This window comes from Rhizobium sp. L1K21 (assembly GCF_024055895.1).
Classification (GTDB): Bacteria; Pseudomonadota; Alphaproteobacteria; order Rhizobiales; family Rhizobiaceae; genus Ensifer_A.
The window spans coordinates 88,478-110,511 of sequence record NZ_JAMXLE010000011.1 but is presented as its reverse complement, the minus strand read 5'-3'; the positions used below and the strand labels follow the sequence as shown (position 1 = coordinate 110,511).

Sequence of the window (22,034 nt, the reverse complement as noted above, 5' to 3'; positions counted from 1 at the left end):
CATCCACGTAACCGCGCGCACGGTCGACCAGGGGTGCCAGGCGGGCAGGGGTGTGTTCCGCGGCGTCTGTGGACAGGCCGGCATCGTTTGAATGTTCCGGCCCCACCGCGCTGAGAGACGGCGCAGCGTGCGGATCGATGTCATTTTCGGGCATTTGCGGCCTCTGAGCGTGTGTTTTCTCTATAATGACCATTATGAACGATAATGCAATCTTATCAGGCTTTTTATGGTGTGGACAAGAGGTGCATATAAGGTAAGAATGTTTTAGAAAACTGCACATCTATTATAGAGTTACTCATGGATTCGCGACTCACATCTTTGTCTTCTGGTGCTGTTGCGCCTACACCCTTGCCGGGCTGGGCTTTGTCGCGCGGGTCGGATGAGGGGGAGGCCGATGCGGCCTTTTCTGCGGGTATCGCTTTGAAATCAATCGATGATCTTGTGCGGTCCAACTCTCCCTGGGCGGGCTGCTGGCGCGAACGTCAGGCGCTGACATGTGCAGCAAGTGCGGTTCGGCTGATGGGGCGCAATGCGGATGAAGCAGCCTTGCGGGATGCGGTGCTGTTAACCGCAGCCGGTGATGATCCGGGGCCTGCCGGAAACATTTATTTGGCCTTCAAAAGGGTTGTGGGACGAAAGCCCGCCCCGTCGTCCAAGAGCCTGGGCGAACTGACGGCGCTATTGGGGCTGCGCGCGGATGAAACACTTGACGCAGTTGTTGAGCAATTTGACGCTGCTCGTCAGTCTGGCCGAGCGGTGCCGTTTGCCATTGCAGAGCTGGTGTCTGCCATTTACGCCGTGCGTCCGGACGCCGAAGCGCTGGCCTGGATATTGGCCGATCAGTTGATGGCCCTTCGCCTGAAATGGGAGCGTCCGGTTCCGCTGTTCATGGCGGAGCGTTTTGGTCGCGCGTTCAAGACGATCGGTGGCAGGGGGCGTGTCCTGCCGGGCGAGCCGGCTTTTGCCCGTGCCGTCTGTCTGGCTTTGGTCGATGGCGTCGACAATGCCTTGCGGTCCGCAGGTGAGATCAACCGCCGGGCCGAACGGTTAGCGGAGGCTGCGCGAAAGATCAGAACAAGGGGCGGTGGTATTATCATTGAAAAGCTGCTTGGCGAAGATGCTATTCTCGCGTCTGCTCCCGGCTCGGGTCTTTCCCGCTGGGCGTCCACGCGCATGTTCGACCGGTTGGAAACGTTCGCTGCCGTGCGTGAATTGTCCGGTCGCTCATCATTCAAGATTTATGGATTGTGATCGTGGCGGCATCAAACACAGCGCCGACCGGGCAAAAGGCACGATCCGATCAACAGGACGAGCGTCTATTTGATCGCGAGCTTGATGACCTGCCGCCGGAGCTGCGCTGGCGCGAGTGGATGCTGAGGGTCGAAGCGGTTATCTTTGCATCGTCCGAACCTGTCGAGCGCGAAACACTGGCCCGCATTGTCGGCAAGGAATGCAGCATCGATCTGCTGATTGATGATCTTCGCGAGGAGCTGCGCGACAGGCCCTATGAGCTTGTATCGGTGGCGGGCGGTTGGCAGCACAGAACGCGCAAGCGATTTGCCGACACAATCCGCGCCTCGCATGCGCCAACGCGCGCCATGCCGGCCAAACTGTCAACGTTTGAATCCACCGTGCTGACCGCCATTGCCTATTTCCAGCCCATCACGCGCTCAGACCTTTCCAAGATCTTCGGCAAGGAGGTCTCGAGAGACACGATCGCCGCCCTGCGCTCCGCAGGCTTTATAACCTCCGGACCCAGAAGCCCTACACCAGGTGCGCCCTATACCTATGTCACCACGAAGCATTTCCTCTCCGTTTTTGGCATGCAAACGCTCAACGACTTGCCTGATATTGAGGCGTTGGAAGATGCAGGGCTTGCCGCTAAAGACGACTTGCGATTGCAGGATGCTTCCCTTGAGGGGGAAGACGGCGAAGCTGTCGGGGATACCATCTGAGCCGGATTGAGGTCCTGCATCAGATCATTCATGCCCAACGCTCTTCGCGTATGATGCGCTGCCCTGGGTGGCAACGACGATGGTTTCAGCGATGAAGGCATCGCCCTTGAGCGCGGACAGCGTCTGAAAGGGGGTTTTGAGCCTGTGTCAAACCGGCTTGCGCGTTGGCAAGATCAGCCTTCGCACTTGCGACCGAGACAGTTGCATCGTCGAGTTGAGCGTCACTGGAAAAGTCCTTTGCCGCGAGTTCCTCCTGCCTTCCTTCGGGTTACACGCGCTTCGGCAAGTGCGGCTTTCGCCTGCTCCACTCGGGCTTCGGCCTGTTCGACCCCGGCTTGGAGGTCTTCCATTTCCAGCGCCACGAGCAGAGTGTTCTTTTTTGTTGTTGTGCCTACATGAAAGTCTTCACTGACCGAGCGGATGCGGCCCGATGTCTGCGCAGTCACGGAAACCTCTCCACTTGGCCGAAGAAAGGCTGTTTGCGTAATCGTCAGGCTTTCTGCGGATTTGGCGATGGCTGTTTCGACGAGTGGCGGGTGAGACGGTTCTCGCGCGGCCTGTTGCTTGGTCTGTGTCAGCAACCAATAGACTCCCGCGCCAAGGAGAAGCAGTATGGCGGCTCCTAAGAGCCAAAGCCAGGTTCTGTGGTGGGCTTTTTCCACCTCGTTCTCCCGGTTGCCAGGCTCTTCGGTATGTCCGATCCGCTAATCGTCTCCCTTCAGTGGATAAACCTGCATTGCCGTCGCCTCGATTGTTGATCTCGCTCGCGGGATGTCTGCATCAAATGCGCGGCCCGAAACACCAAGTCAGTTTCTCGCGCTGGCAGATAAAATGGATGAGAAATCGGAGCGCCCACGAATTCCTACTAAATGCGAACGCTCACCTGCTGCAGTTGTTCCATTTCCGGATGCGAATGGATCGTTGAATATGACCTTGAAGGAGATGACGGATTCAAAGGAGAAGAAATTACCGTCTGCAATCCCTTGAGACAAACGTGCGTAGGCCATTGAAGGCGGCCCTTGAAGGGGAGCCGCCCCCAGTGCAGCAGCAACCTGGTGTGCAATCTCCGTTTTTTGCGGTGATCGGACAGCAGTGGAGCTGACACTACTTGGGCTATGTTTTTCGCACAGCCGGGCTGGTTGAATGCGCAAAGAAGATCATTTCAGCCGTGGCGGTGAAGGTTTGGAAATTCCTTGGCCTTCGCTCACACCTGTTGTTTGTTGTTGAATTTTCAATGGGACGCCGATTTGAGTGTCGGCAATTTATCACTGAGCCGTTTGCCCATTTCCGCGCCCAGCGCTTGCAAGCCGCTCATTGGACGCACCATTACCTCGAACTCGACGATCTGCCCCTCTTCATTGAATTGGATGAGGTCTATGCCCTTTAGCTGTTTATCGCCTATATGGGCGCTGAACTCGAGTACGACATTCAATCCGTCATCGCTGACCAATTGCCGATGATATTTGAAATCCTCAAAGACCTGAATGACAGTGGTGAGTACAAGGATCAGGGCTGGTGCCGGACCATAGACCGTATAAGCCATGGGCGACCGAAACACGGCGTCCGGATGAATGATGGTGTGGAGTTCGCTGAGATCATTTTTCTCGATCATCTTGTGCCAGAGATCAAGGGAACGCGCGACCGCGGGCTTAACATTGTGAAGAGCTTCCGACATGGTCGTTATCCTTTAGGTTGATTGAGCGATTCATTGGACGTGCACCATAAAGATGGAACGGTAGTTTGTCTGTAACCTAGCCATCGGTCGAGCTGAACGGGTTCAGATCCTCTGGCGAGGTTGCCGGGATTAGCTCAGCATTCCTCCCCTTCACTGGACACAGTGCAGTAGCCACGGCGGATTTTAGCCGGCTCTAATCGCAGCAATGCGTTCGCGGCGTCGGCTGGATTTTCAAACGTCTGGATCATTGTCTGCCCCTTCGTTCCGATCCGTCCCCAATTGCGGATCAGCGAAGCCTCGCCAAAGAGGGTTGGTTGAACTGTGAGGCTATAAAAGCGCCGCATGTTCCGGGACGGATCAATACGGTGAAGGTGGATCTGGTGAGGTTCCTTGATAAGCATTGAAGGAGTCTCGCCGTCATCACGGCAATTGTCCAATCAGTTCTTTGAATCCACCTCTCGTGATCGATTCAAATCACTGATCATCAATTCCTGCGCTAAACCTTGGGATAGAGCCCAGAATCGGGTTTGTCGCGCAACAACCGGCATCTTGCTTGACCGGCCTAAGGTTTTTCGCCGAAGTGACCCGACAGGCTATGTCAAGCCTGCCGGGTCAAGGCGGGATCACGTGTCGCTGGATTCGGGGGATTTGCGACAGATTTATACAGTGCGGTCTGTTTCAACCTGATCGGAAGGCGTTTCGGCGGGTTTTGATTGCCCTCCATCCGCGTTGCGACCCGTTTTCCTTCGGGCGGGGGTTCTTGCCGTTGCTTCTTCAAGTTCCGCAATATTCGCACTATGAAACATGCGGCAGCTCGACAGGGCGTATGCGGTCATGAAAAACACGAGCGTTCCTTTCTTCTAGGGTCTATTTCGATGTCGGTCGTATCGCTTCAGCTGGTCAGCTTTCGGCGGGAAAGCGTAACCATGAGGCCCTCATAGCGCCTGATTTCATCTTTCAGACGCATCTTCTTTCGCTTGAGCTTCGTAAGAATAGCGCCGTCGCTCCACGACCTTTTCTGTTCTTCTGAAACTTGGGCATCAAGCTCGCGATGGCGGTTTCGCAAAGATGCGATGCGAGCTGCGATGGTCGAACGACTAAGCCGCATTCTCGTCATGGATTTCCTTCCTTTCTCATTGGTTTTCCTGATGTCAGTCGACGAGGTTGCGTGCACAGGACCCATAGCGTGTTGATCTGGGGGCACCCTCTTTCACGGTGAAAATATCCGGCACGCCGCCTCTTCAAATCACAAGATAGGCTTGAATATTGAGAGGAACAACGCCATATTTTCGGAAAATATGATCGGAAAAACCTATGGAAAAACCTCTTCTGCCGACGATCAGACAGCTGCAGTATTTTCAGGCGCTCGCTATCGAGAAGAACTTTCGAAAGGCATCCGAAAGCGTGGGCGTCAGTCAGCCGTCACTTAGCGAGCAGATCAATAACCTGGAGAGTATTCTCCAAACACCACTCGTGGAACGTGGACGCGGCGGTGCAGTGCTGACAGCTTCGGGGCGCGAGGTGCTGTCGCGGATAGATACGATCCTTGAAGATATTGAATCACTCGTACGTGTCGCCCAGGAAACGCGCGCTGGCATTTCCGGCACTTATCGTCTGGGTGCTTCCACGACGCTGGGGCCCTATCTGTTGCCCAGTGTTGTGCGGCTTCTTCACGCCGAACATCCGGAATTGCGCCTCTATATTCGTGATGGCCAACCCCGCGAATTGTTGCAGGATCTCCAAGCCGGCAGGCTCGATTTGTTGCTGACCCAGCTTCCGGTTCATGCATCGGAATTGGAAGTGACCAGGCTTTTTCGCGAACCTCTCAGGCTGGCTGTGGCGCGCGACCATCGGCTTGCCGGTCACAAGGACACGAAGGATATCGATCTGGCCGGTGAAACGCTGCTGGTTCTTTCAAACGGCTATATGCTGCACACGCAGCTTGTGGAACTTGCGAGCACCGTCGGTGCCACCCTTCGGCAGGATTATGAAGGTAGCAGCCTTGATGCACTTCGCCAGATGGTGGCGATGAACATGGGGGTTACGCTTTTGCCTGCTCTCTACGCCAATTCGGAAGCGGAGAAGGAAGATGGCGGGGTTGCGCTTGTGCCGTTTCGGCGTGGTTCGGTCACCCGGTCCATAGGACTGGTAACACGGCGAAGCTCGCGCAATCCGGCAGCCTTCAAGGCATTCTCTGATGCCATAAAACAGGTTGTCCGGAGCGATTTTTCAACAATTTTACAGCCTTATGCTTGAGAGCGAAACGGACTGGTTCCATTGAGGGATTCGACAGGTCGATGTTATCGAATAATTATCTGAGAAATGTGCGGTCAGCAGTCGATGCGATTGTGGATAATCCAAGGTTCAATCGCTTCATCGGCATTGTCATTGCCATCAATGCGGTCACAATCGGCCTTGAAACCAGCCCATGGATCATGTCCTACATAGGACCATTGTTGATTGCCGTGGACCGGATTGCGCTTGCGATTTTCATCACCGAGATCGGCTTGAAACTTTTCGCCAAGGGGTTTCGCTTCTTTCGGTCCGGCTGGAATGTCTTCGATTTCGTCATCGTTACGGTTGCACTCGCCCCGTTTGCCAGCACGTTTTCCGTACTGCGTGCGCTGCGTATCTTGCGCGCCCTGCGCCTCATCTCGGTCGTCCCCAAGATGCGGGCGGTTGTGAATGCCCTTTTCGATGCGCTGCCGGGCATGGGTGCCATCGTCGCCGTGCTGGGTCTGATTTTTTACGTCGCAGGTGTCATGGCGACAAAGCTCTTCGGGGGCGCATTTCCCGACTGGTTTGGTTCAATTGGGGCTTCCATGTACACCCTGTTCCAGGTGATGACGCTCGAGAGCTGGTCCATGGGCATCGTGCGGCCTGTGATGGAGACTTACGCCTGGGCCTGGATTTTCTTCGTACCGTTCATCATCGTCACCAGCTTTGCAGTCCTCAACCTCTTCATCGCCCTGATTGTGAATTCAATGCAGTCCATTCACGATGCTGATGTGAAGGAAGCGACAGAAAAGAGTGATGCAATTGCGCATCGCGAGCGCGAGGCTTTGATGCAGGAAATCCTCGCGCTGCGCTCCGAGATTCGAGAGTTGCGTCAGAGCTTTTTCCAGAGGTGAGAAGCAAGTCACGAGTGGGAGTCATCGTAAAGCCATTAGCAATCAGGTCACGGCTTCTGGAAAAATCCTTGCCTTGGGCGCTTCAAAGCTTTTTCGGCCTCGCTTCCATCCGGCCAGCGGTCGGGCGACGATCCGTATGGCCTCCTCAGGGCCGCTGCAGTCGAGTAGTACGATGTCAGCTTGCCCTCCGACGCGTACTGAATATGCCTTGCCCAGGAGAGCCGCCGCACTCCTGGAAACCATGTCGAAAACATTTTGCAGGTCTTCGCTGCGGGAAAGCTGCGCAACATTCGCGTAGAAATTGGCCATGCGGGCTAGCGACGCGTCGCCATAGGGTGTGAAAGGATTGAGGATGTTGTTGCTGGCAATCGAGGTCAGTACGCCGTGCGCGGATAATACATGTGCGGGCGCGATACCGCGCGGAACAAGGTGATCGTACGCGCGACCGTTCAGAAACATGTCTGTAGCCGGCAAGACGGTAAGCGCGATACCAGCGTCTCTGAGCTTGTCGGCGACGGCGCGAACATCGTTGGGCTTCATCGCAGAAATATTGGTCACATGGCCAATCGATACGTGTCCTGCATAACCCCGATATTCAGTTTCACGGATGACAGCAGGAAGATCCGTGTGTTGGGGGTCAAGATCGAAATCCAGATGGAAGTCAACGGCGACCTTGAAGCGCTCGGCAAGATCGAAAATCATGGCGATATGACCTTCCGGGTCAGGATCAACATAAGGCGCGCCGCCAACAAGGTCTGCCCCATCGCCAAGCGCCGTTTCGAGCAGCTGATAGGTTTCCCGCTCGTTCGTCAGGCCTTCCTGCGCAAAGGCGCAAATTTCGATGTCGATGGCGAAGGCATAATCCTCACGAATGCGTTTGATCGCTGCGAAGGATCGCAGTCCTGCGCGCGGGTCTACCTCTACAAATGTACGAAGACGCGTGGTTCCGCTGACGATCGCGCTTTCCACCACCTTGGCCGCACGCGCGTAAACATCCTCCTCCGTAAAGGCCGCCTTGGCCTTCGCCGTTTCTCTGACGGCTTCGCCAAGCGTTCCCTCGCATATGGAGCATCGAGACAATATCCCGGCTTTATCGAGATGAATGTGGGTCTCGACAAAGCCCGGAAATGCAAAGGCACCTTCGCCGTCAAACACATCGCCGGCATCACACATAAGGTTGCTGCCAATGCCTGCAATGCGCTCGCTATTGATTGCCAGATCGACAAGCGGACCGTTCTGTTCCAATCGAACATTGCGGATCAGGAGATCGAACTTGGGCGTTTTGCTCATGATATGCCGATTGCTCCGCCATCACTGCGAGGGTCATGTGCACCGACCCAGGAGCCACCCGGCTGGCGGCGGATCACACCTGCCTGCCCGCCCAACGGGCTCAATTGGTCGATCATTGAAACAACATGCCCGCGCGCAGCAAGCTCGGCTTCAAGCGTCTTTGATCCACCCGCCTCGACCTTCAAACTATCGTTGGTGTCGGAGAAGGTCTTACCGAGCAGAAATCGCGGATGCGAAAGCGCGTCATGGGGCGACAGGTCATGATCGATCAGCAGGCTCAAAAGGAGCGACAACGTTTGCGGCTGGCCGTCAGCCCCCTGCGTGCCATAAACCATATCCGGTCTTCCAGCTTTTAGCGCCATGCCGGGATTCAATGTGTAAAACGGGCGTTTGCCGGGTTGAAGAACATTCGGGCTTTTAGGATCGAGACTGAAGGCAGCCCCGCGGTTTTGCCAGAGGATTCCGGTATCACCGACAACAACGCCGCTGCCCCAGTCAAAATAGATGCTCTGCAACATGGAAACGGCACGACCTTTGTCATCGACCGCACCGATAAAGGCCGTATCACCGTGGCGAAACGGTTGCGGCCAGACAAGCGCATGATCGGGCCTGATATTTTGTGATTTCGCGCGCAGACAATCATCGGAAAGCCATTCAAGAGGAATAGTTGCGAAATCTGGATCGGCGATAGAACCACGATCCACAAAAGCCTGTTTCACAGCCTCGACGAGGTGATGATAAAAATCGGCACTTCCCGGATCAAACCGGGCCATTTCCAGATATTGCAGAATGCCCATGATCTGAAGCGTCGTAACACCCTGTGCCGGTGGCGGCGGAGCCAGAAGCGTGCGGCCATTATAGTCAAGCCGCCACGGTTTTTCGCAGCGCGTGCGGACTGCGGCCAGATCGGCCGCCGTTAATGGTGACCCAGCCTCTTTCAGGCCTGCAGCAATCCTATGGGCAAGTGCGCCTTCGTAGAAGTCACGGGCACCATTTTCGGCGATCGTCTGCAAAGTTCTTGCCAGTGCAGGCTGCCGCTGCAGGCCTGCACTTCTGAAAGTGCTGGCAAAGCCGTGCCAGCCAGAAACCTCGTTTTTTCGAAAATCATGCCAGAAAGCCTGTGAGTGGCTGACGTCAAAGCCTTCATCCGCCAGCACGATGGCATGCTCAAGCAGGTCTGACAGTGTTTCGCGGCCCTGCCAATGGGTTGCAGAATAGTTGATAACGCAATCCCAGCTATCGACCAGACAGGCGGCCGTGAGCGTTGAAAGCGGGCCGCGCAGCGGAATGCCATCACCAAACTGGGGTATGTCTTGCGCAGCCTGTCCGATCCCGATGAAGACCTCACTTGCGCCGGCTTCATCCGAAACGATCCAGATCGCATCTCCCCCGAGGCCGCAAAAATGCGGGTAGGTGACCGACAATGCGGCACCGGCGGCAATCACGGCTTCAATGGCGTTGCCGCCGCGGCGCAGAACGCGTGCTCCCGCCTCGGCTGACGCCGTATGCGGTGAGACAATCATGGCCTTGTGCGAAATCGCATTGCCATTTGAGACCGTATCGGCGACTGCGCGTGTCTCAGCCAAAGGTTATTCTCCCGCACCCGGCGTGACATTGATGCCGCGCTTGAACACTGTGCGCTGCCGCGGACGTTCCGCGACCGCTTCAGCGATAGAGCCGACGGGTAGCAGCACAAAATCCGCAGGAGCACCCACAACAAGACCGCCTTCACGGCCCATCACCTGAGAAGACATTTCCGTCACGAGACTGAAAGCAAGAGCGAGGTCCTCATCGGAGCGATAGTCCTGCCGGTCGCAGACGGTGCCTGCGCGCTCCAGAAGATCGCCATTCCCGAATGGCGACCATGCATCGCGAATATTGTCCGAGCCACAGAACACACGTACGCCTTCCGAGCGCAGCGGTTTGACCGGGGGCATGGAAACCGGTCCTGGCGCCGTGGTCATGATGGCAATGTCGGCCTTTGCAAGCAGCGCTGCAGTCCGACCGAAATCAACGTCGTCAAGCTCACCAAGGCAGAACGCATGGCTAACAGCAACCTTGCCGGTTAGCCCAAGCGACAAGGTACGCTCCGCGATCTGGCGCAGCTCGAAAGCCCCCAGTGCACCGCCGTCATGCAAGTGCAGATCGACCCCGACACCATGCCTTTCCGCTATATTGAAAACAACATCAAGATGCCTGCTGACATCGCCATCGATCCCTGCGGGGTCCAGGCCGCCAACAAGATCGGCACCTGCCTCAATGGCTGCATTCAAGAGGTCGTCCGTTCCGGGATCGCGCAGAATTCCCGACTGAGGAAACGCCACGATCTGGATATCCATCAAATGATGATAGCGTTCTTTCAGCGTCAGCTCCGCCTCAAGACCTTTCAGCCCGATTTCCGTATCAATATCCACGTGACTGCGCAGCGCGACCGTGCCCTGTGCTGAGAGCTTTTCGATCAACAGACCGCCGCGGGTTTCAACCGGCACCTCCAGGGTGCGGCGGATGTGTTTTTCAGCCTCAATACGCTCGGCAACCGTATCACCTCGAATGTGCGGAATGAACGGAAGCCCCAGCAGGGTCTTGTCGAGATGAACATGGCCATCGACAAGGCCCGGCGCTATCAGTGCGCCCTTGGCATCATACACTGCAGCAGCAGATGGTTTGTCATGTCCGATAGACTGGATGACCCCGCTTGAGATAGCGACTGATCCCTGGGTACCATCCGGCAACAGAACATTTTCGATAACAAGATCAGCGTTCATGCATTTCCTATTCAATAAGCCCGACACGGCGGGCGGCAACAACCTGATAGAGCCGATCGCCCCAAACCTCTTCTTCCTGCGAGGCTGAGAAAACGAGACTGACATCATGTTCGTCCGACGAAGCAATGGCTGCGGCCTTGATATCGGCCCAATCGGGCGCGGGCAGTTCGCGCATCATTTGCAGGCTTTTTGCGGATGGCAAGTCGGGAAACCCGATCTTTGGCACAAGCGATGCAATGACCTGCCAAAAGACCCGGTAAAGCGGGACGGGGTCATCAATATAGGGCGCGACAAGACGCACCCAATGCATGCCTGTCACTGCATGGAGCGCAGAAAAATCCATCGTGGCGGCAAATACCGCAAGCGACGTCTCGGCCATGCGCTTCGGCGTATTCTCATCGAATTTCAACCGGCCGATCAACGGAGCGAACTCCGGCAGTTCGGCCACAGCACGAATATTGTGCCACAGCAGGTCAGTCTCGGTTTTGTAGGTGCGAATGCCATCGACGGATGAAACAGCCGCCAGGATTGCAGCCGGATCGCGGGTGTCAGGTTCAATAACGCCGGGGTAAGGCATTGGAAGATAACATGCAGCCCAATAGCCGAGAGCCGCTCCGGATTCGGCCTTATCCATCTTAAGCACCGCATAAGCAAGCCGCATCAGCGGATGCAAGGCGCTGCCGGCAACGCCTTGAATGAGATGTGGCAAATACTGCCGTATTGCCGCATCAATTCCCAGGCGTTCGACCTCTCCCGTAAAGAAGATACGATAATCGGCTTCGCGCGACCGGTCGCCAAGGGCGCCTTTCCACGTTTCTGCTTCAATAGGCGCCACGGATGGCGAAGGCGGTGCCAGCTTGTGTGTATCGCGATAGACCGCATACCACTCGGCAAGGCGTGACGGAGAGGCACCCATTCGCTCCAGCGCGATGAGTACCATCGGGGCATGATTGGCCAGCAGATATGGAAACTCCACACTGTCTTTGCGGGCAATATCCAGGATTGAATCCAGGCTACCCTCCGAAATATGATTTGTCATCGCTTGCACTCCTCGCCGTCAAGGCCCCGCGGGTCGAAATGATCCTTGTTGAATAGGGCGAAGTCACGGGCAAACTCCTCCGTGGACGCGGCAAAAAGGCTCCCTGCAACGGCATCGACGATACGTGGAAGGCCGTATTTCATGCCAGTGAGACCATTGCTGACCGGTCCGAGGCTCGGCAATGCTGCACAGTTGAACATATGAATCCGCTGTAGCCAATCATGTTCTCCGCACGTTTTGGGCATCAGCTCAAAACCTGGTCCCATATAGGGATAGTTCGCAAGAACATCGCACTCCTGATCTGCCGGTGGCGTAAAGCGATCCCGCCAAAGGGCGACATGGGGTGCGATGTCAGACAATTCCGGCCGCAGCGACATGTCGTGCACATAACCCGTTCCAAGCAGGATATGGTCAACCACCAAGGTGGCATCATCCGTTTGAATGCGAAGCTTGTCGCCTTCAACATTCACAGAGCGCACATTCTGGCCTAACTGCATGCTGAAATCGGGGTGGGAAATGGCACGGTCAAATTGGTCCTGCGTGGGTGGCACCTGAAAACTGTTGTAAAGCCTGCTGAAACGCCAGCGCTCAACGTCCGGCAATTCGGCAAAATGGCCGAGATAACCGGGAAAATTTGTCCAGTCGAGCACTTCGGTTCGCCCAAGTTTGCGCGCACGGCCGATCATCGTCACTTTCCGGGCACCTTCTTCCAATGCTGTGACAGCCCAATCAAAACTGGATGTTGCAGAGCCCAGAATAGCGACATCGCGTTTTGCAAGATGGCTGTCATCGGCAATTTCGGCACTGTGTGTCCAGAAGCGTTTGGGAATATCGTGCATGAAACCCGGCAGGCTGGGCGCGCCTGCGCCATCTATGCCGGTTGCGAGAATAAGGTGGCGGCAGCGAACGCGGCGAATATCGTCGTTTGCGCCAAGCGTCAGCTCCAGCCACCCTTCGTTCCACTTGATCTTCTGCAACTCGGTATTGTTTTCGACTGTCGGCAGGGTGAAGGCGCGATACCAGTCAAGATATGCCATCCAGTCCTGCCGGGACATTTTGCCGAGGCTCGCCCAGGCCTGTTCACCGTAAACTGCTTCGAACCATGCACGCGGCGTGAGAGACGGAATACCGAAATCCGGTCCTGTCAGGTGCTTTGGAGACCGCAATGTTTTCATGCGGGCGCACCCCACCCAAGGCCCTTCTCTGCCCTCCGGATTACGGTCTACGATAAGCACATCGCTTACGCCGCGGCGCTTCAAGCCAAAGGCAATCGCAAGGCCCGACATGCCAGCACCGCAAATGACGACATTATAATAAGGCGTCTCAGCGCCAGCCGGTAGTGGTGGTAACCAGCTATCGCTGATCGCCTCCGTTCTCTCCATCTCCTCAAGCGCGGCTCTGGCCAGAGCTTCAAGCCGTCCTTCCAACCTACCACGTTCCATCATGCCTCATTTCCGCCTCCCAAACGCGGGGCAACATGCGTCATCAAAGTAACTAAGCAACTGATGTGGGCGTTTGCAGTGCTTGATTGCCTAATATTTAAACAAACTGCGCGGAAATCAATCATTTTTTGCGCGAATATGTTCATAAATGTTATATTCGGGCCTTTATGACTTTTTTGTCAAGTGCACTTGAGTGCGTTTTTGTTTGATGTATAGTTGAATTCGATCATGACAGGAGAAACCAAAATGGCTCGCATAAAGGGGAATATAAAAATACTGTCCACCGTCTGCCTGATGGCTGTTGCATCAGCAGGCGTTGGTCATGCTCAGGACAAACCATTTGAGGGCGTAACGCTCAACCTCGCATCCATGAACGACCAGTTCTCGACCGTGCTGGTGGAAATGGCACCTGAGTTCAAGGAAGCAACGGGCGCAGAGGTCAAGGTTGACATTCTCGACTACGGCTCGCTGCTTACAAAGACGACGGCAGACTTTGTCGGCAATACGGGCGGCTATGATCTTATTACAATGGATATCGTCTGGGCTGGTCAGTATGCGCAAAACGATTTCACGGTCGATCTGAAAGACCTTATTGAAAGAGACAAGGCCGAACTGGGAACCGACGATATCTATCCCAAGCTGATGGATGCGCTTGGCAATTATGAAGGCAAACAGGTTGCCTATCCCTTCGCGGGATACGCCAACGTTCTGGCGTACCGTAAAGATCTCTTTGAAGCAGCGGGTCTTGACGTGCCGAAAACCATGGAAGAGCTGGTCGATGCCGCCTACAAGCTGACCGATCCTTCCAAGAACCAGTATGGCTTTGTTGCCAATGGGCAAAAAGGTCCCGCCGTTGCCCAGGACTGGATGCAGTATAATGCCGAAATGGGCGGCTCCATCCTTGATGAAGATGGCAAACCAGCCCTCAACTCTGAGGCCAACGTCAAGAGCCTGGAAGTCTATCGGGACCTCTTCAAGAAAGCAGCTCCTCCCGGTGCTGCAGACTATGACTGGGGTGGCCGTGAAGAAAGCTTCCGTCAGGGCATTGCCGCAACCATGCAGACCTGGTCTGTCGGCGCGCCGGGTTACTTCAATCCGGAAATTTCGAAAGTCGTCGACACGGTTGGGCTTGCGCTTGCACCACGCGGCGAAGGACTGCCCGAACTCTATGGTATTGGCGGTTGGGGTTTGGCCATCAATGCTGATATCAATGACAAGCAGAAGGAGGCGGCCTGGGCCTTTATCAAATGGATCACGAGCCCGGACGTTCACAAGGCTTTCAACATGAAGGGCGCTGGCAGCTACATCCGCAAGAGCGTGGTTGCCGATCCTGAGCTGAATGCGAAATATCCATTCCTTCCACTGCTCGACACGGCCTTTGAAAAGGGCGACGGCGACTATCGTCCGCGCATCCCTGAATATCCTGAAATTCAGGACATTCTCGGCACCGCCGTCAATTCGGTGCTCGTTGGTGATGAAGAGCCTAAAGCTGCATTGGACAAGGCACAGGACGCTGCAGTCAAGGTGTTTTGATTGCCCATGACGTTCGGCCGTGTCCACATGGCCGAACGTCAACCGAGGGCGGGAAGAACCACTCTCCGTTGTTCCCGCATCGGTTCCCTTTTGCCGTCGTCCATGTTCATATGAGCGGCTGATGCGAGTTTATTGATGGTTTTCGACTGAATGGCCCTTTCCGCAAGCACCGAACCTCTGGTCAATCAATTTGCCGGTTTCGGCGGGCTGACATTTGCCCAGCGCCGCAAGATGTTTCTCATCGCGATGGCTCTTCCCGCCCTTGTTTATGTTCTTGGCTTCGGCGTTTATCCGCTCCTGAAAGGGATATGGTACAGCCTTTACGACTACAATCTGCTCAAGCCCGCGCGCACCGAGTTCATAGGCTTCGGAAACTATGTCGAACTGATGTTTGACAGCGACATGCAACGGTCGCTGATCAACACGATTGTTTTCACGGCTTCTGCCGTCTTCTTTGAATTGGTGCTGGGCTTTGCGATAGCGCTTGCTTTGTGGCGCGATGACCGGTTTAACCGCATCTGCCTCACGTTGATCCTCATCCCGGTTACCATCACGCCGCTGGTTGTCGGCCTTATTTTCAAAGGCCTGTTGCTCGCCGACTATGGGCTGATCGGATATTATCTGGCACAATGGGGGCTCAGCGACCCGCGCGGTTTGTTTGCCTCGCAAAATACCGCGCTTGCCACGCTTGTCTTCATCGACATTTGGGAATGGACACCGCTTGTGGCGCTCATCCTGCTGGCGGGATTGAAGGCGCTGCCGACCGATATTCTCGAAGCCGCCGCTGTCGATGGCGCCAAACCGCTTCGCATTTTCCGCAAGATCACACTTCCACTGATGCTTCCATCTGTTCTTCTTGCACTCACCATCCGAACAATCGACGCATTCAGGGTCTTTGACAGCGTGTTCGTGACCACCGGCGGGGGGCCGGGCAATGCGACCAACACATTGATGGTCTATGCGGTGAAGGAAGGCTTGAGCTTCTTCAATATCGGTAAGGCGTCAGCCATCGCGAATGTGTCCTTGCTCTGCACGGCAATCATTGCGGCCGCACTCATTTTCCTGATCCGCCATTATGACAAGAAGGCCAGCACCCAATGAGCAGACAGATCGCACTGGACGCCGCCAGACGCGGTTTTCTTTTCTTCATGCTTGCCTTCTTTCTATTGCCATTTATCTGGCTGGCAACGACGGCATACAAACCCTCAATCGACATCTTCTCCATTCCGCCTCGCTTCGGCTTCACCCCGACGCTGGACCAGTTCAGGAAGGCATTGTCGGTGTTTGACGTTCCCTCTCTGGTCCGGTCCAGCATCTTTATCGCCGGCGGTTCAATGGTTCTGTCGCTTTTGCTTGGCGTTCCTGCCGGTTATGCGCTGGCACGCTCCTCCCACCGTCTGGCCATGGCACTTGCTTATTTCTTCATGTCGATCCGCATGGTGCCCGCTGTTGCGGCGCTCATACCGTTCTATCTCATGATGCGTGATATCGGGCTCGTTGGACATTGGTTCAGCGTCGTCTTGATCAATTGCGTGCTCAACACGGCTTTTGTCACCTACATGATGTACTCCTACTTTCGGGCGCTGCCCAAAGAGCTCGAAGAGGCCGCACTAACAGACGGTTGCCATCAGTTCTCCGCCTTCTGGCGGGTGTCGCTGCCGGCAGTACGCTCAGGCATTGTGGCGTCGGCCCTGTTTTGCGTTCTGTTTTCGTGGAATGACTTCTTGTTTGCGATGTTCCTCACGCAGCTGGATTCCAAACCGATTTCGGTGGCTCTGCTATCCGCATATGGTACAAAAGATATCACTTGGGGCACGCTTGGCGCACTGGCGCACTTTTCAACGATCCCGATCGTTTTGATCGTTTTGTTCCTGAACCGCTATTTCGTGCAAGGATTGACCAAGGGCGTCCATTAAGGACACCCTTTGCTGTTCTTGCGGTTTGCTGAAAGGCGAACCGGATCAGGGGTTGGCGGCTTTGAAGCCGCGCCATCCGCCATACTCGGTTATTTCACGCGCACCAACAAGCGCGGCCGCTTCGCACAGGAACCCGGAAACTTGACGTCCATCAGTCATGGTTATCTTGCCAAGTCCAAGCGGCTGCGGAATGCGCTCGACAAAATCGGCAAATCCTTCCAGCGGCAGCGACCAGATTTCAAGTTCAATGCCAGTGCCTGAAAATTGCGGGTCGCGTTGCATGCCCGGCTTTGCAGGAACTGTGCCGTCCAGTGAATAGAGGCGATAATCCGGCGTCGTCCTCGCCACGTGGCGGAAAACACCTCCGCGCTCCGTGAGTTCATGGTTGAGCGGCATGCCGGAGAGATGCGCGCCCACGACGGCGATCTCACGGTGGTCCACGGGAAGTTGCCCATCATGCTGATAGTCCGGATAGGCGTTCAGGTTCTTGCCAAGTCCCAGGCCGGTTTCTCGGTGAAATGCTGCAGCTATACCGGCAATAGACGCCTCTGAAAAACTCGGCCCCAAGAAAGTCACGCCTGAAGGCAGACCATCAACGCGGAAACCATTGGGTACTGCAACGCCGCAAAGCCCCATCAGGTTGACGAAATTCGTATAAATGCCGAGCTTTGCGTTGAGCGCAACCGGATCTTCCAGAATCTCAGACTTCTTGTAGATCGTCGGCGTCGTTGGAACCAGAAGGACTGCTATATCGTTCCAAACGGGGCGTGTCTGGCATTTGAGTTCGGCAATCCTGTGGATCGCGCGAAAGGTGTCGAGTGCGGAATATTGGCCGCTATTTTCCAAAATTCCCCTGGTGACCGGATGGATGGCGTCGCCATATTCCGCGAGCATCTTGTCGAGGCTCAACGCCCGTTCCGATATCCATGGGCCATCGTAGAGAATGCGCTGGGTTTCTTCGAAAGGCCCAAAATCGACGGGTACAGGCTCGCCACCCATGGCAGTCAGGCGATCAACCGCCTCGCCGAACAAACGCTCGGCCTCCTTGTCGCCAAAAAAGCGGAGCGCGTCCCCTGCAGGAATACCGAAGCGGAAATGAGGCGGGGGCGCTTTGATGTCCAGCGGTACATTATCGGCTTCCGGCTTCGAGAATGGATAGTCCGGATCGTAGCCCGCGATGACGCGCATGACGGCCATGCCATCTTCAACCGTGAGCGAAAAAACCGAAAGCGTCTCAATCGTCTTAACGCACCCACCGCCGGAAACGCAGGCATTGCTGATGATGCCCGGCGTGGGTTTGATGCCGACAATGTTGTTGAAACCGGCCGGGACCCGGCCTGAACCTGCCGCATCATTGGCAATGGAGAAGCTTGAAAGGCCCGCAGCCACCGAAACGCCGGAACCCGAACTGGACCCGCCTGAAATATAGTCTTCATCGAAAACATTGGAGCAGGCACCATAGGGCGTGCGCATTCCAACAAGGCCGATACCGAACTGATCCATATTGGTTTTGCCAATCAGAATGGCACCGGAATCAAAAAGCCGCGTCACCGCCTGGCCTGTGCTTTCCGCTATATAGGCACTTTCCTTCAGGGCATTTGTGGTGGGAAGCCCAATAACGTCGTTGCAGTCCTTGATGGAAAAAGGGATGCCCCAAAGCGGGCGATCATCAAGCCCGGTATCCTGCAGCGTTTGCGCGGCGGCAATCGCCTCCTCGCGCGGAACGAGATAGATCCAGACGTGATCGTCACCGCGCGCTTCGATACGGTCATAAATGGCGTTGACCACTTCAACCGGCGTCAGCCTTCCACTGACATAGCCCTGTTTCAACGTTTGAAAATCAAGGCTGCCTGTCTCTGGAAGCCATTCGAAATCGGACATGCTGAAATCCTCTATTCGTGTATCAAGTTCTTGAAAGAGAGCGAAAAACGGAATCGGACGTCGCAACAGCGCCGAAGAGGCCGTTGCCAAAAGTGGTGATGCGCAATTGGCTCGCATGCCGGTCTGGCGAAGTCCCCTTGCAGGCATCGGCAATGGCCAAACACTCAAAACCCATGTCATTGGCATTGCGCTGCGTGGCGTGCACCAGCCCTTCCGTTGGAAGGCCACAGATCAGCAAGTTGCGGATACCTCGTTCCCTCAACGACAGCTCAAGTCCGGTTTCGTAAAAGGCGTTATCGCCGGCATGGTCGACAACCGATATTTCGCCGGGTGGTGCGAACTGGGCGGACAGTTGCCAGCCCTCTGTTTCCCGTTCAGGCGTGATGAGCCCGGGCAGCATCTGCCGCTGCAAGACTGCAGGCACACCGGCCACCTGCCCGCGCCTGGACGCCACGACTGGAATGTTCTTTTTGCGGGCTGCTTCGGCAAGCCGAGCGGCAACCGCGACTTCAGCCTCCGCATCCAGCGCTTCCACAAGAGTATTCTGAAATCCCAGCAAGAGAAGTGCCGTATCATCGGCATTCCACTGCCCGTTAAATGGCCAGCGATAGGGAACAGCATCTACATTCGCAAACATCTCAGGCATGAATGGCCTCTATCGCCTGCTGAAACCCGGTCAGGTTGGAAACGGTGCCCCAGCGCCCGCCATAGGCTTTCAAAATATCCATCGTTGCCGCATGATTTCTGTGTTCAACCGCAGCCGTACAGTCTTCGAGAATTACGCACTCATAGCCACGCTCATAACCGTCCCGGAAGGTGGATTGCACACAGCAATCCGATGTCACACCGGTGATCACCAGATGGCTTATGCCGGCGCTTTTGAGCTGTTGATCAAAATCGGTAGCGTGAAAGGCTGATTTGCCGGGTTTATCGATGACGACCTCGCCCTTGAGAGGTGCCAGTTCGGGCACAATTTGAAACCCCGGTTCGCCGCGCACGAGAATACGTCCGCAGGCGCCCTCGTCGCCGATGCCGAGACCGTGAACCCGCGTCCGCCATTGTTTGTTTGCCGGTAGATCGCTCAAGTCGGGCAGATGGCCCTCGCGGGTATGAAACACAGCCATTCCTGCATCACGTGCAAGCTGAAGCGCCCGCGCAACAGCCGGGATTACCGCGCGTGTGTTGGCAATATCTTCGCCAAGCTGGTCAACCCAGCCACCGGGCGCGCAGAAATCCACCTGCATATCAATGACAACCAACGCTACCTTGTCGGCATCTTCGGGTTGTGAGTACGGCCAGAACATAGTCATATCGATGCACGTTCCGTAGTGATCGTTCGGACAAGCGAAGAGAAATCATCGAAATCCACGCCGAGCTGGCGAACTGAAAGCCCCGCGCGGCGGGCAGATTCTGCCCCCACCGGGCTATCTTCGATTGCCAGAACGCTGGCCGGATCCATACCCAGCTTTGCACATGCCAATGCATAAGGAGCAGGATCGGGTTTGCCCTCATCGACGTCCTCGCGTGCCACCAAAAACGAAACCATGCGGTCCAGTCCCAGTGCAGCGAGATTGGCCTCCACGATACGCCGTGCAGAATTGGAGACACAGCACTGCGTAAATCCTGCCTGGTAAAACGCCGCCATGGCTTCGCAGGCCCCACGAACAGGCTTCAGTTTGGACGCATTGTCGATATAGGCTTCAACAATCTCTTCCAGCCAAACCGCGCGTGTGAGCTCGGGAGGATATTGTTGCGACATGACACGCCAGACATCGTCCATGGCCACGCCAACAAAGCGGGTGTCATCCGCCGAGACGTGGACTCCGTATCGTTTGGAGACCGCCATCAAGGCAACATGGTGCAATGGCTCGCTGTCGACCAGGGTTCCGTCAACGTCCCAGGCTATTGCATCAACCATCCCGAGGCTCCCTGGCAAAAAAGCCCTTCAGCGCGCCGTAAAGTTCGCGATAATCGGAATAAATGACATCGCCCATAGCCTTGCCTGCCTCCGAAGGCTTGTAGACAGTGCCGACAATTGTGGATTTCGCAACATCGTCCCAGGAAGCAAGGTGCGAGCCGACAGCGGCAACCCAGGCCGCGCCGACGGAGGACCCATAGGCATCTGCGAGAGCGTGTACCGGCTGCCCGCAGATATCGGCAACGATCTGCATCCAGATGCGGCTTCGGCTTCCTCCATCGGAGGCCAGAAGGCGCGCCGCTGGCCGGTCGGTTTCTTCCAGAACCTCCAGATGGTGTCGAAATCCACAGGCGACGGATTCGAGTATTGCACGCCATATGTGGCCGCGTTCGTGACCAAGGCTCTGTCCCGTCAGGGTGCCACGTGCCATCGGGTCATGGATCGGCGTTTTCTCTCCGAGAAAGTAGGGAAGCGCCCTGACACCGTCGGCTCCGGCCGGAATGGTTTCAGCCTCCCTATCCAGCACTTTCAGAACATCATCATCCTGGCTGCCGCCAATCATGCCGGCAAGCCAGCGCAGCAGCGAGCCAGTCGACGCCATGCAGCCGTTGGGCGCATAAAGACCGGGGATCAGGTGGTAGTCGAGAAAGAGCCGGCGGTCCGGCTCCGGCTTGTCGGCAATGGCGATAACGTCGCCTGCGCCGCCAAACTTCAGCAAGACATCGCCGGCATTCGTCAAACCGGCGGCAAGCGCTGAGGCAATATGATCGGCAGCGCCGCCGAAGACCGGCAGGCCCACCGGCAATCCTGTCAGAGCCGCGGCGTCCTCGGTCACATGACCAGCGATTTCATGCGCGGCCACCAAGGGAGGCAGAACGCGTCTCGGCAAGCCGGACAAGGCAACCAGATCATCCTCGATCTGGTGACTTTCAAGATCGATAAATCCTGCTTCAAGCGCCCAATTGCGCTCTACCGCTATATTGCCGGTAAGCTTCAAATTGATGAAGTCATAAGAACCCAGGACGTGAGAGATTCTCGAAAAGCAATCGGGCTCGTGCCTCGCAATCCAGCGCAGTTTCGGCGCGACCAGTTGCTGGGTAATACCCTGGCCCGTTCGCCTGAGGAACTCCGGTTCTGCCGTTGCGTTCAGAAGCGCTTCCACTTCCTTGCCACAACGCGCATCGCTCTGCTGGATACTGGGGCGGAGCACATTGCGGTTTTCGTCCAGAAGAATAACAGCGGGCAGCATGCCGGTGACACAAATGCCGGCCAATTCAGCAAACGCCGGCAAACTGCCAGCGACCTCCAGAAGCACGTCTTGCGCGTTTTGCCACCATGCTTCCGGGTCTGCCTCAGCAAATCCGGGCTGCGGCGACGACAGTCTCGAAGCCCGCGACGCCCATGCGATCGTTTTGCCCGAAGGTTCCATCGCCACGGCCACGGTGGACGTCGTGCCAATATCCAGACCTATGACGACAGGCATTGGGAA

Annotated in this window: 22 protein-coding genes; 7 read left to right on the top strand and 15 right to left on the bottom strand. The window is 56.0% G+C overall.

The window, feature by feature from the left end; translation table 11 throughout:
• Nucleotides 1–297 precede the first annotated feature (297 nt).
• Both NHF56_RS20785 and NHF56_RS20780 read left to right on the top strand, forming a co-directional pair.
• Complete coding sequence (locus tag NHF56_RS20785; protein ID WP_252808220.1) at nt 298–1,251, top strand: DUF1403 family protein; 954 nt, start codon at nt 298–300, stop codon at nt 1,249–1,251.
• 2 nt (nt 1,252–1,253) lie between these two features.
• Nucleotides 1,254–1,955, top strand: coding sequence for an SMC-Scp complex subunit ScpB (locus tag NHF56_RS20780; RefSeq protein ID WP_252808218.1), 702 nt, complete (start codon nt 1,254–1,256; stop codon nt 1,953–1,955).
• A gap of 221 nt (nt 1,956–2,176) precedes the next feature.
• Here the strand turns inward: NHF56_RS20780 and NHF56_RS20775 are convergent, their stop codons facing one another.
• From NHF56_RS20775 to NHF56_RS20755, 5 genes are all read right to left on the bottom strand, one after another.
• On the bottom strand, nt 2,177–2,536 hold the full coding sequence (locus NHF56_RS20775) for a hypothetical protein (protein ID WP_252808216.1): 360 nt from the start codon (nt 2,534–2,536) through the stop codon (nt 2,177–2,179).
• Nucleotides 2,537–2,761: 225 nt separating this feature from the next.
• Nucleotides 2,762–2,962, bottom strand: a complete 201-nt coding sequence (locus NHF56_RS20770; RefSeq protein WP_252808214.1) for a hypothetical protein — start codon at nt 2,960–2,962, stop codon at nt 2,762–2,764.
• A 224-nt stretch (nt 2,963–3,186) separates the two neighbouring features.
• Nucleotides 3,187–3,630 carry a nuclear transport factor 2 family protein gene (locus NHF56_RS20765; protein WP_252808212.1) on the bottom strand — a complete coding sequence of 148 codons (444 nt, stop codon included), beginning with the start codon at nt 3,628–3,630 and terminating at the stop codon, nt 3,187–3,189.
• 134 nt (nt 3,631–3,764) lie between these two features.
• Nucleotides 3,765–4,031, bottom strand: a complete 267-nt coding sequence (locus NHF56_RS20760) for a WGR domain-containing protein (protein WP_252808209.1) — start codon at nt 4,029–4,031, stop codon at nt 3,765–3,767.
• A 491-nt stretch (nt 4,032–4,522) separates the two neighbouring features.
• Nucleotides 4,523–4,747 carry a DUF465 domain-containing protein gene (locus NHF56_RS20755; RefSeq protein ID WP_252808207.1) on the bottom strand — a complete coding sequence of 75 codons (225 nt, stop codon included), beginning with the start codon at nt 4,745–4,747 and terminating at the stop codon, nt 4,523–4,525.
• 197 nt (nt 4,748–4,944) lie between these two features.
• On the opposite strand from NHF56_RS20755, the gene NHF56_RS20750 reads away from it, so the two are divergent.
• Nucleotides 4,945–5,886 (top strand): hydrogen peroxide-inducible genes activator, encoded by a 942-nt coding sequence (locus NHF56_RS20750; RefSeq protein ID WP_252808205.1) that lies wholly within the window; start codon nt 4,945–4,947, stop codon nt 5,884–5,886.
• Nucleotides 5,887–5,927: 41 nt separating this feature from the next.
• A complete protein-coding gene (locus NHF56_RS20745) occupies nt 5,928–6,761 on the top strand; it encodes an ion transporter (RefSeq protein WP_252808203.1) in 834 nt (277 codons plus the stop codon).
• 42 nt (nt 6,762–6,803) lie between these two features.
• Here the strand turns inward: NHF56_RS20745 and NHF56_RS20740 are convergent, their stop codons facing one another.
• The 5 genes from NHF56_RS20740 to NHF56_RS20720 all read right to left on the bottom strand — a co-directional run bounded on the left by NHF56_RS20740 (nt 6,804) and on the right by NHF56_RS20720 (nt 13,300).
• Nucleotides 6,804–8,051 carry an amidohydrolase family protein gene (locus tag NHF56_RS20740; RefSeq protein ID WP_252808201.1) on the bottom strand — a complete coding sequence of 416 codons (1,248 nt, stop codon included), beginning with the start codon at nt 8,049–8,051 and terminating at the stop codon, nt 6,804–6,806.
• Entirely contained in the window at nt 8,048–9,574 is a 1,527-nt protein-coding gene (locus NHF56_RS20735; RefSeq protein WP_252808235.1) for a gamma-glutamyltransferase family protein, read from the bottom strand. Before NHF56_RS20735 ends, NHF56_RS20740 begins: the two co-directional genes overlap by 4 nt.
• Before the next feature lie 66 nt (nt 9,575–9,640).
• Complete coding sequence (locus tag NHF56_RS20730) at nt 9,641–10,816, bottom strand: amidohydrolase family protein (RefSeq protein WP_252808199.1); 1,176 nt, start codon at nt 10,814–10,816, stop codon at nt 9,641–9,643.
• Between the two features lie 7 nt (nt 10,817–10,823).
• Entirely contained in the window at nt 10,824–11,855 is a 1,032-nt protein-coding gene (locus NHF56_RS20725) for a questin oxidase family protein (RefSeq protein WP_252808197.1), read from the bottom strand.
• Nucleotides 11,852–13,300, bottom strand: coding sequence for an NAD(P)-binding domain-containing protein (locus NHF56_RS20720; protein WP_252808194.1), 1,449 nt, complete (start codon nt 13,298–13,300; stop codon nt 11,852–11,854). The genes NHF56_RS20725 and NHF56_RS20720 overlap by 4 nt, the downstream gene beginning before the upstream one ends.
• 291 nt (nt 13,301–13,591) lie before the next feature.
• On the opposite strand from NHF56_RS20720, the gene NHF56_RS20715 reads away from it, so the two are divergent.
• From NHF56_RS20715 to NHF56_RS20705, 3 genes are all read left to right on the top strand, one after another.
• Nucleotides 13,592–14,830 (top strand): sugar ABC transporter substrate-binding protein, encoded by a 1,239-nt coding sequence (locus NHF56_RS20715; RefSeq protein WP_252808232.1) that lies wholly within the window; start codon nt 13,592–13,594, stop codon nt 14,828–14,830.
• Between the two features lie 150 nt (nt 14,831–14,980).
• The gene (locus NHF56_RS20710) at nt 14,981–15,931 is read left to right on the top strand and encodes a carbohydrate ABC transporter permease (protein WP_252808192.1); all 951 of its coding nucleotides are present in this window, start codon (nt 14,981–14,983) and stop codon (nt 15,929–15,931) included.
• Nucleotides 15,928–16,746 carry a carbohydrate ABC transporter permease gene (locus NHF56_RS20705; RefSeq protein WP_252808190.1) on the top strand — a complete coding sequence of 273 codons (819 nt, stop codon included), beginning with the start codon at nt 15,928–15,930 and terminating at the stop codon, nt 16,744–16,746. Before NHF56_RS20710 ends, NHF56_RS20705 begins: the two co-directional genes overlap by 4 nt.
• A gap of 45 nt (nt 16,747–16,791) precedes the next feature.
• On the opposite strand, the gene atzF is transcribed toward NHF56_RS20705, so the two are convergent.
• From atzF to NHF56_RS20680, 5 genes are read right to left on the bottom strand one after another with little or no spacing between them, the layout of a single operon-like run.
• A complete protein-coding gene (atzF, locus tag NHF56_RS20700; protein ID WP_252808188.1) occupies nt 16,792–18,627 on the bottom strand; it encodes an allophanate hydrolase in 1,836 nt (611 codons plus the stop codon).
• A 22-nt stretch (nt 18,628–18,649) separates the two neighbouring features.
• Nucleotides 18,650–19,273, bottom strand: a complete 624-nt coding sequence (locus NHF56_RS20695; protein WP_252808186.1) for an isochorismatase family cysteine hydrolase — start codon at nt 19,271–19,273, stop codon at nt 18,650–18,652.
• Nucleotides 19,266–19,937 carry a cysteine hydrolase family protein gene (locus tag NHF56_RS20690; protein ID WP_252808184.1) on the bottom strand — a complete coding sequence of 224 codons (672 nt, stop codon included), beginning with the start codon at nt 19,935–19,937 and terminating at the stop codon, nt 19,266–19,268. The genes NHF56_RS20695 and NHF56_RS20690 overlap by 8 nt, the downstream gene beginning before the upstream one ends.
• The gene (locus NHF56_RS20685) at nt 19,934–20,545 is read right to left on the bottom strand and encodes an HAD family phosphatase (protein ID WP_252808182.1); all 612 of its coding nucleotides are present in this window, start codon (nt 20,543–20,545) and stop codon (nt 19,934–19,936) included. Before NHF56_RS20685 ends, NHF56_RS20690 begins: the two co-directional genes overlap by 4 nt.
• On the bottom strand, nt 20,538–22,028 hold the full coding sequence (locus NHF56_RS20680; RefSeq protein ID WP_252808180.1) for an FGGY-family carbohydrate kinase: 1,491 nt from the start codon (nt 22,026–22,028) through the stop codon (nt 20,538–20,540). The genes NHF56_RS20685 and NHF56_RS20680 overlap by 8 nt, the downstream gene beginning before the upstream one ends.
• Nucleotides 22,029–22,034: the final 6 nt, after the last annotated feature.

Excerpts from the sequence above, each read along its gene's own strand:
- NHF56_RS20785 (WP_252808220.1), top strand. The coding sequence starts at position 298 with ATGGATTCGCGACTCACATCTTTGTCTTCTGGTGCTGTTGCGCCTACA.
- NHF56_RS20770 (WP_252808214.1), bottom strand. The coding sequence starts at position 2,962 with ATGGCCTACGCACGTTTGTCTCAAGGGATTGCAGACGGTAATTTCTTC.
- NHF56_RS20765 (WP_252808212.1), bottom strand. The coding sequence starts at position 3,630 with ATGTCGGAAGCTCTTCACAATGTTAAGCCCGCGGTCGCGCGTTCCCTT.
- NHF56_RS20760 (WP_252808209.1), bottom strand. The coding sequence starts at position 4,031 with ATGCTTATCAAGGAACCTCACCAGATCCACCTTCACCGTATTGATCCG.
- NHF56_RS20755 (WP_252808207.1), bottom strand. The coding sequence starts at position 4,747 with ATGACGAGAATGCGGCTTAGTCGTTCGACCATCGCAGCTCGCATCGCA.
- NHF56_RS20750 (WP_252808205.1), top strand. The coding sequence starts at position 4,945 with ATGGAAAAACCTCTTCTGCCGACGATCAGACAGCTGCAGTATTTTCAG.
- NHF56_RS20745 (WP_252808203.1), top strand. The coding sequence starts at position 5,928 with ATGTTATCGAATAATTATCTGAGAAATGTGCGGTCAGCAGTCGATGCG.
- NHF56_RS20740 (WP_252808201.1), bottom strand. The coding sequence starts at position 8,051 with ATGAGCAAAACGCCCAAGTTCGATCTCCTGATCCGCAATGTTCGATTG.
- NHF56_RS20735 (WP_252808235.1), bottom strand. The coding sequence starts at position 9,574 with ATGATTGTCTCACCGCATACGGCGTCAGCCGAGGCGGGAGCACGCGTT.
- NHF56_RS20730 (WP_252808199.1), bottom strand. The coding sequence starts at position 10,816 with ATGAACGCTGATCTTGTTATCGAAAATGTTCTGTTGCCGGATGGTACC.
- NHF56_RS20725 (WP_252808197.1), bottom strand. The coding sequence starts at position 11,855 with ATGACAAATCATATTTCGGAGGGTAGCCTGGATTCAATCCTGGATATT.
- NHF56_RS20720 (WP_252808194.1), bottom strand. The coding sequence starts at position 13,300 with ATGATGGAACGTGGTAGGTTGGAAGGACGGCTTGAAGCTCTGGCCAGA.
- NHF56_RS20715 (WP_252808232.1), top strand. The coding sequence starts at position 13,592 with ATGGCTGTTGCATCAGCAGGCGTTGGTCATGCTCAGGACAAACCATTT.
- NHF56_RS20710 (WP_252808192.1), top strand. The coding sequence starts at position 14,981 with ATGGCCCTTTCCGCAAGCACCGAACCTCTGGTCAATCAATTTGCCGGT.
- NHF56_RS20705 (WP_252808190.1), top strand. The coding sequence starts at position 15,928 with ATGAGCAGACAGATCGCACTGGACGCCGCCAGACGCGGTTTTCTTTTC.
- atzF (WP_252808188.1), bottom strand. The coding sequence starts at position 18,627 with ATGTCCGATTTCGAATGGCTTCCAGAGACAGGCAGCCTTGATTTTCAA.
- NHF56_RS20695 (WP_252808186.1), bottom strand. The coding sequence starts at position 19,273 with ATGCCTGAGATGTTTGCGAATGTAGATGCTGTTCCCTATCGCTGGCCA.
- NHF56_RS20690 (WP_252808184.1), bottom strand. The coding sequence starts at position 19,937 with ATGACTATGTTCTGGCCGTACTCACAACCCGAAGATGCCGACAAGGTA.
- NHF56_RS20685 (WP_252808182.1), bottom strand. The coding sequence starts at position 20,545 with ATGGTTGATGCAATAGCCTGGGACGTTGACGGAACCCTGGTCGACAGC.
- NHF56_RS20680 (WP_252808180.1), bottom strand. The coding sequence starts at position 22,028 with ATGCCTGTCGTCATAGGTCTGGATATTGGCACGACGTCCACCGTGGCC.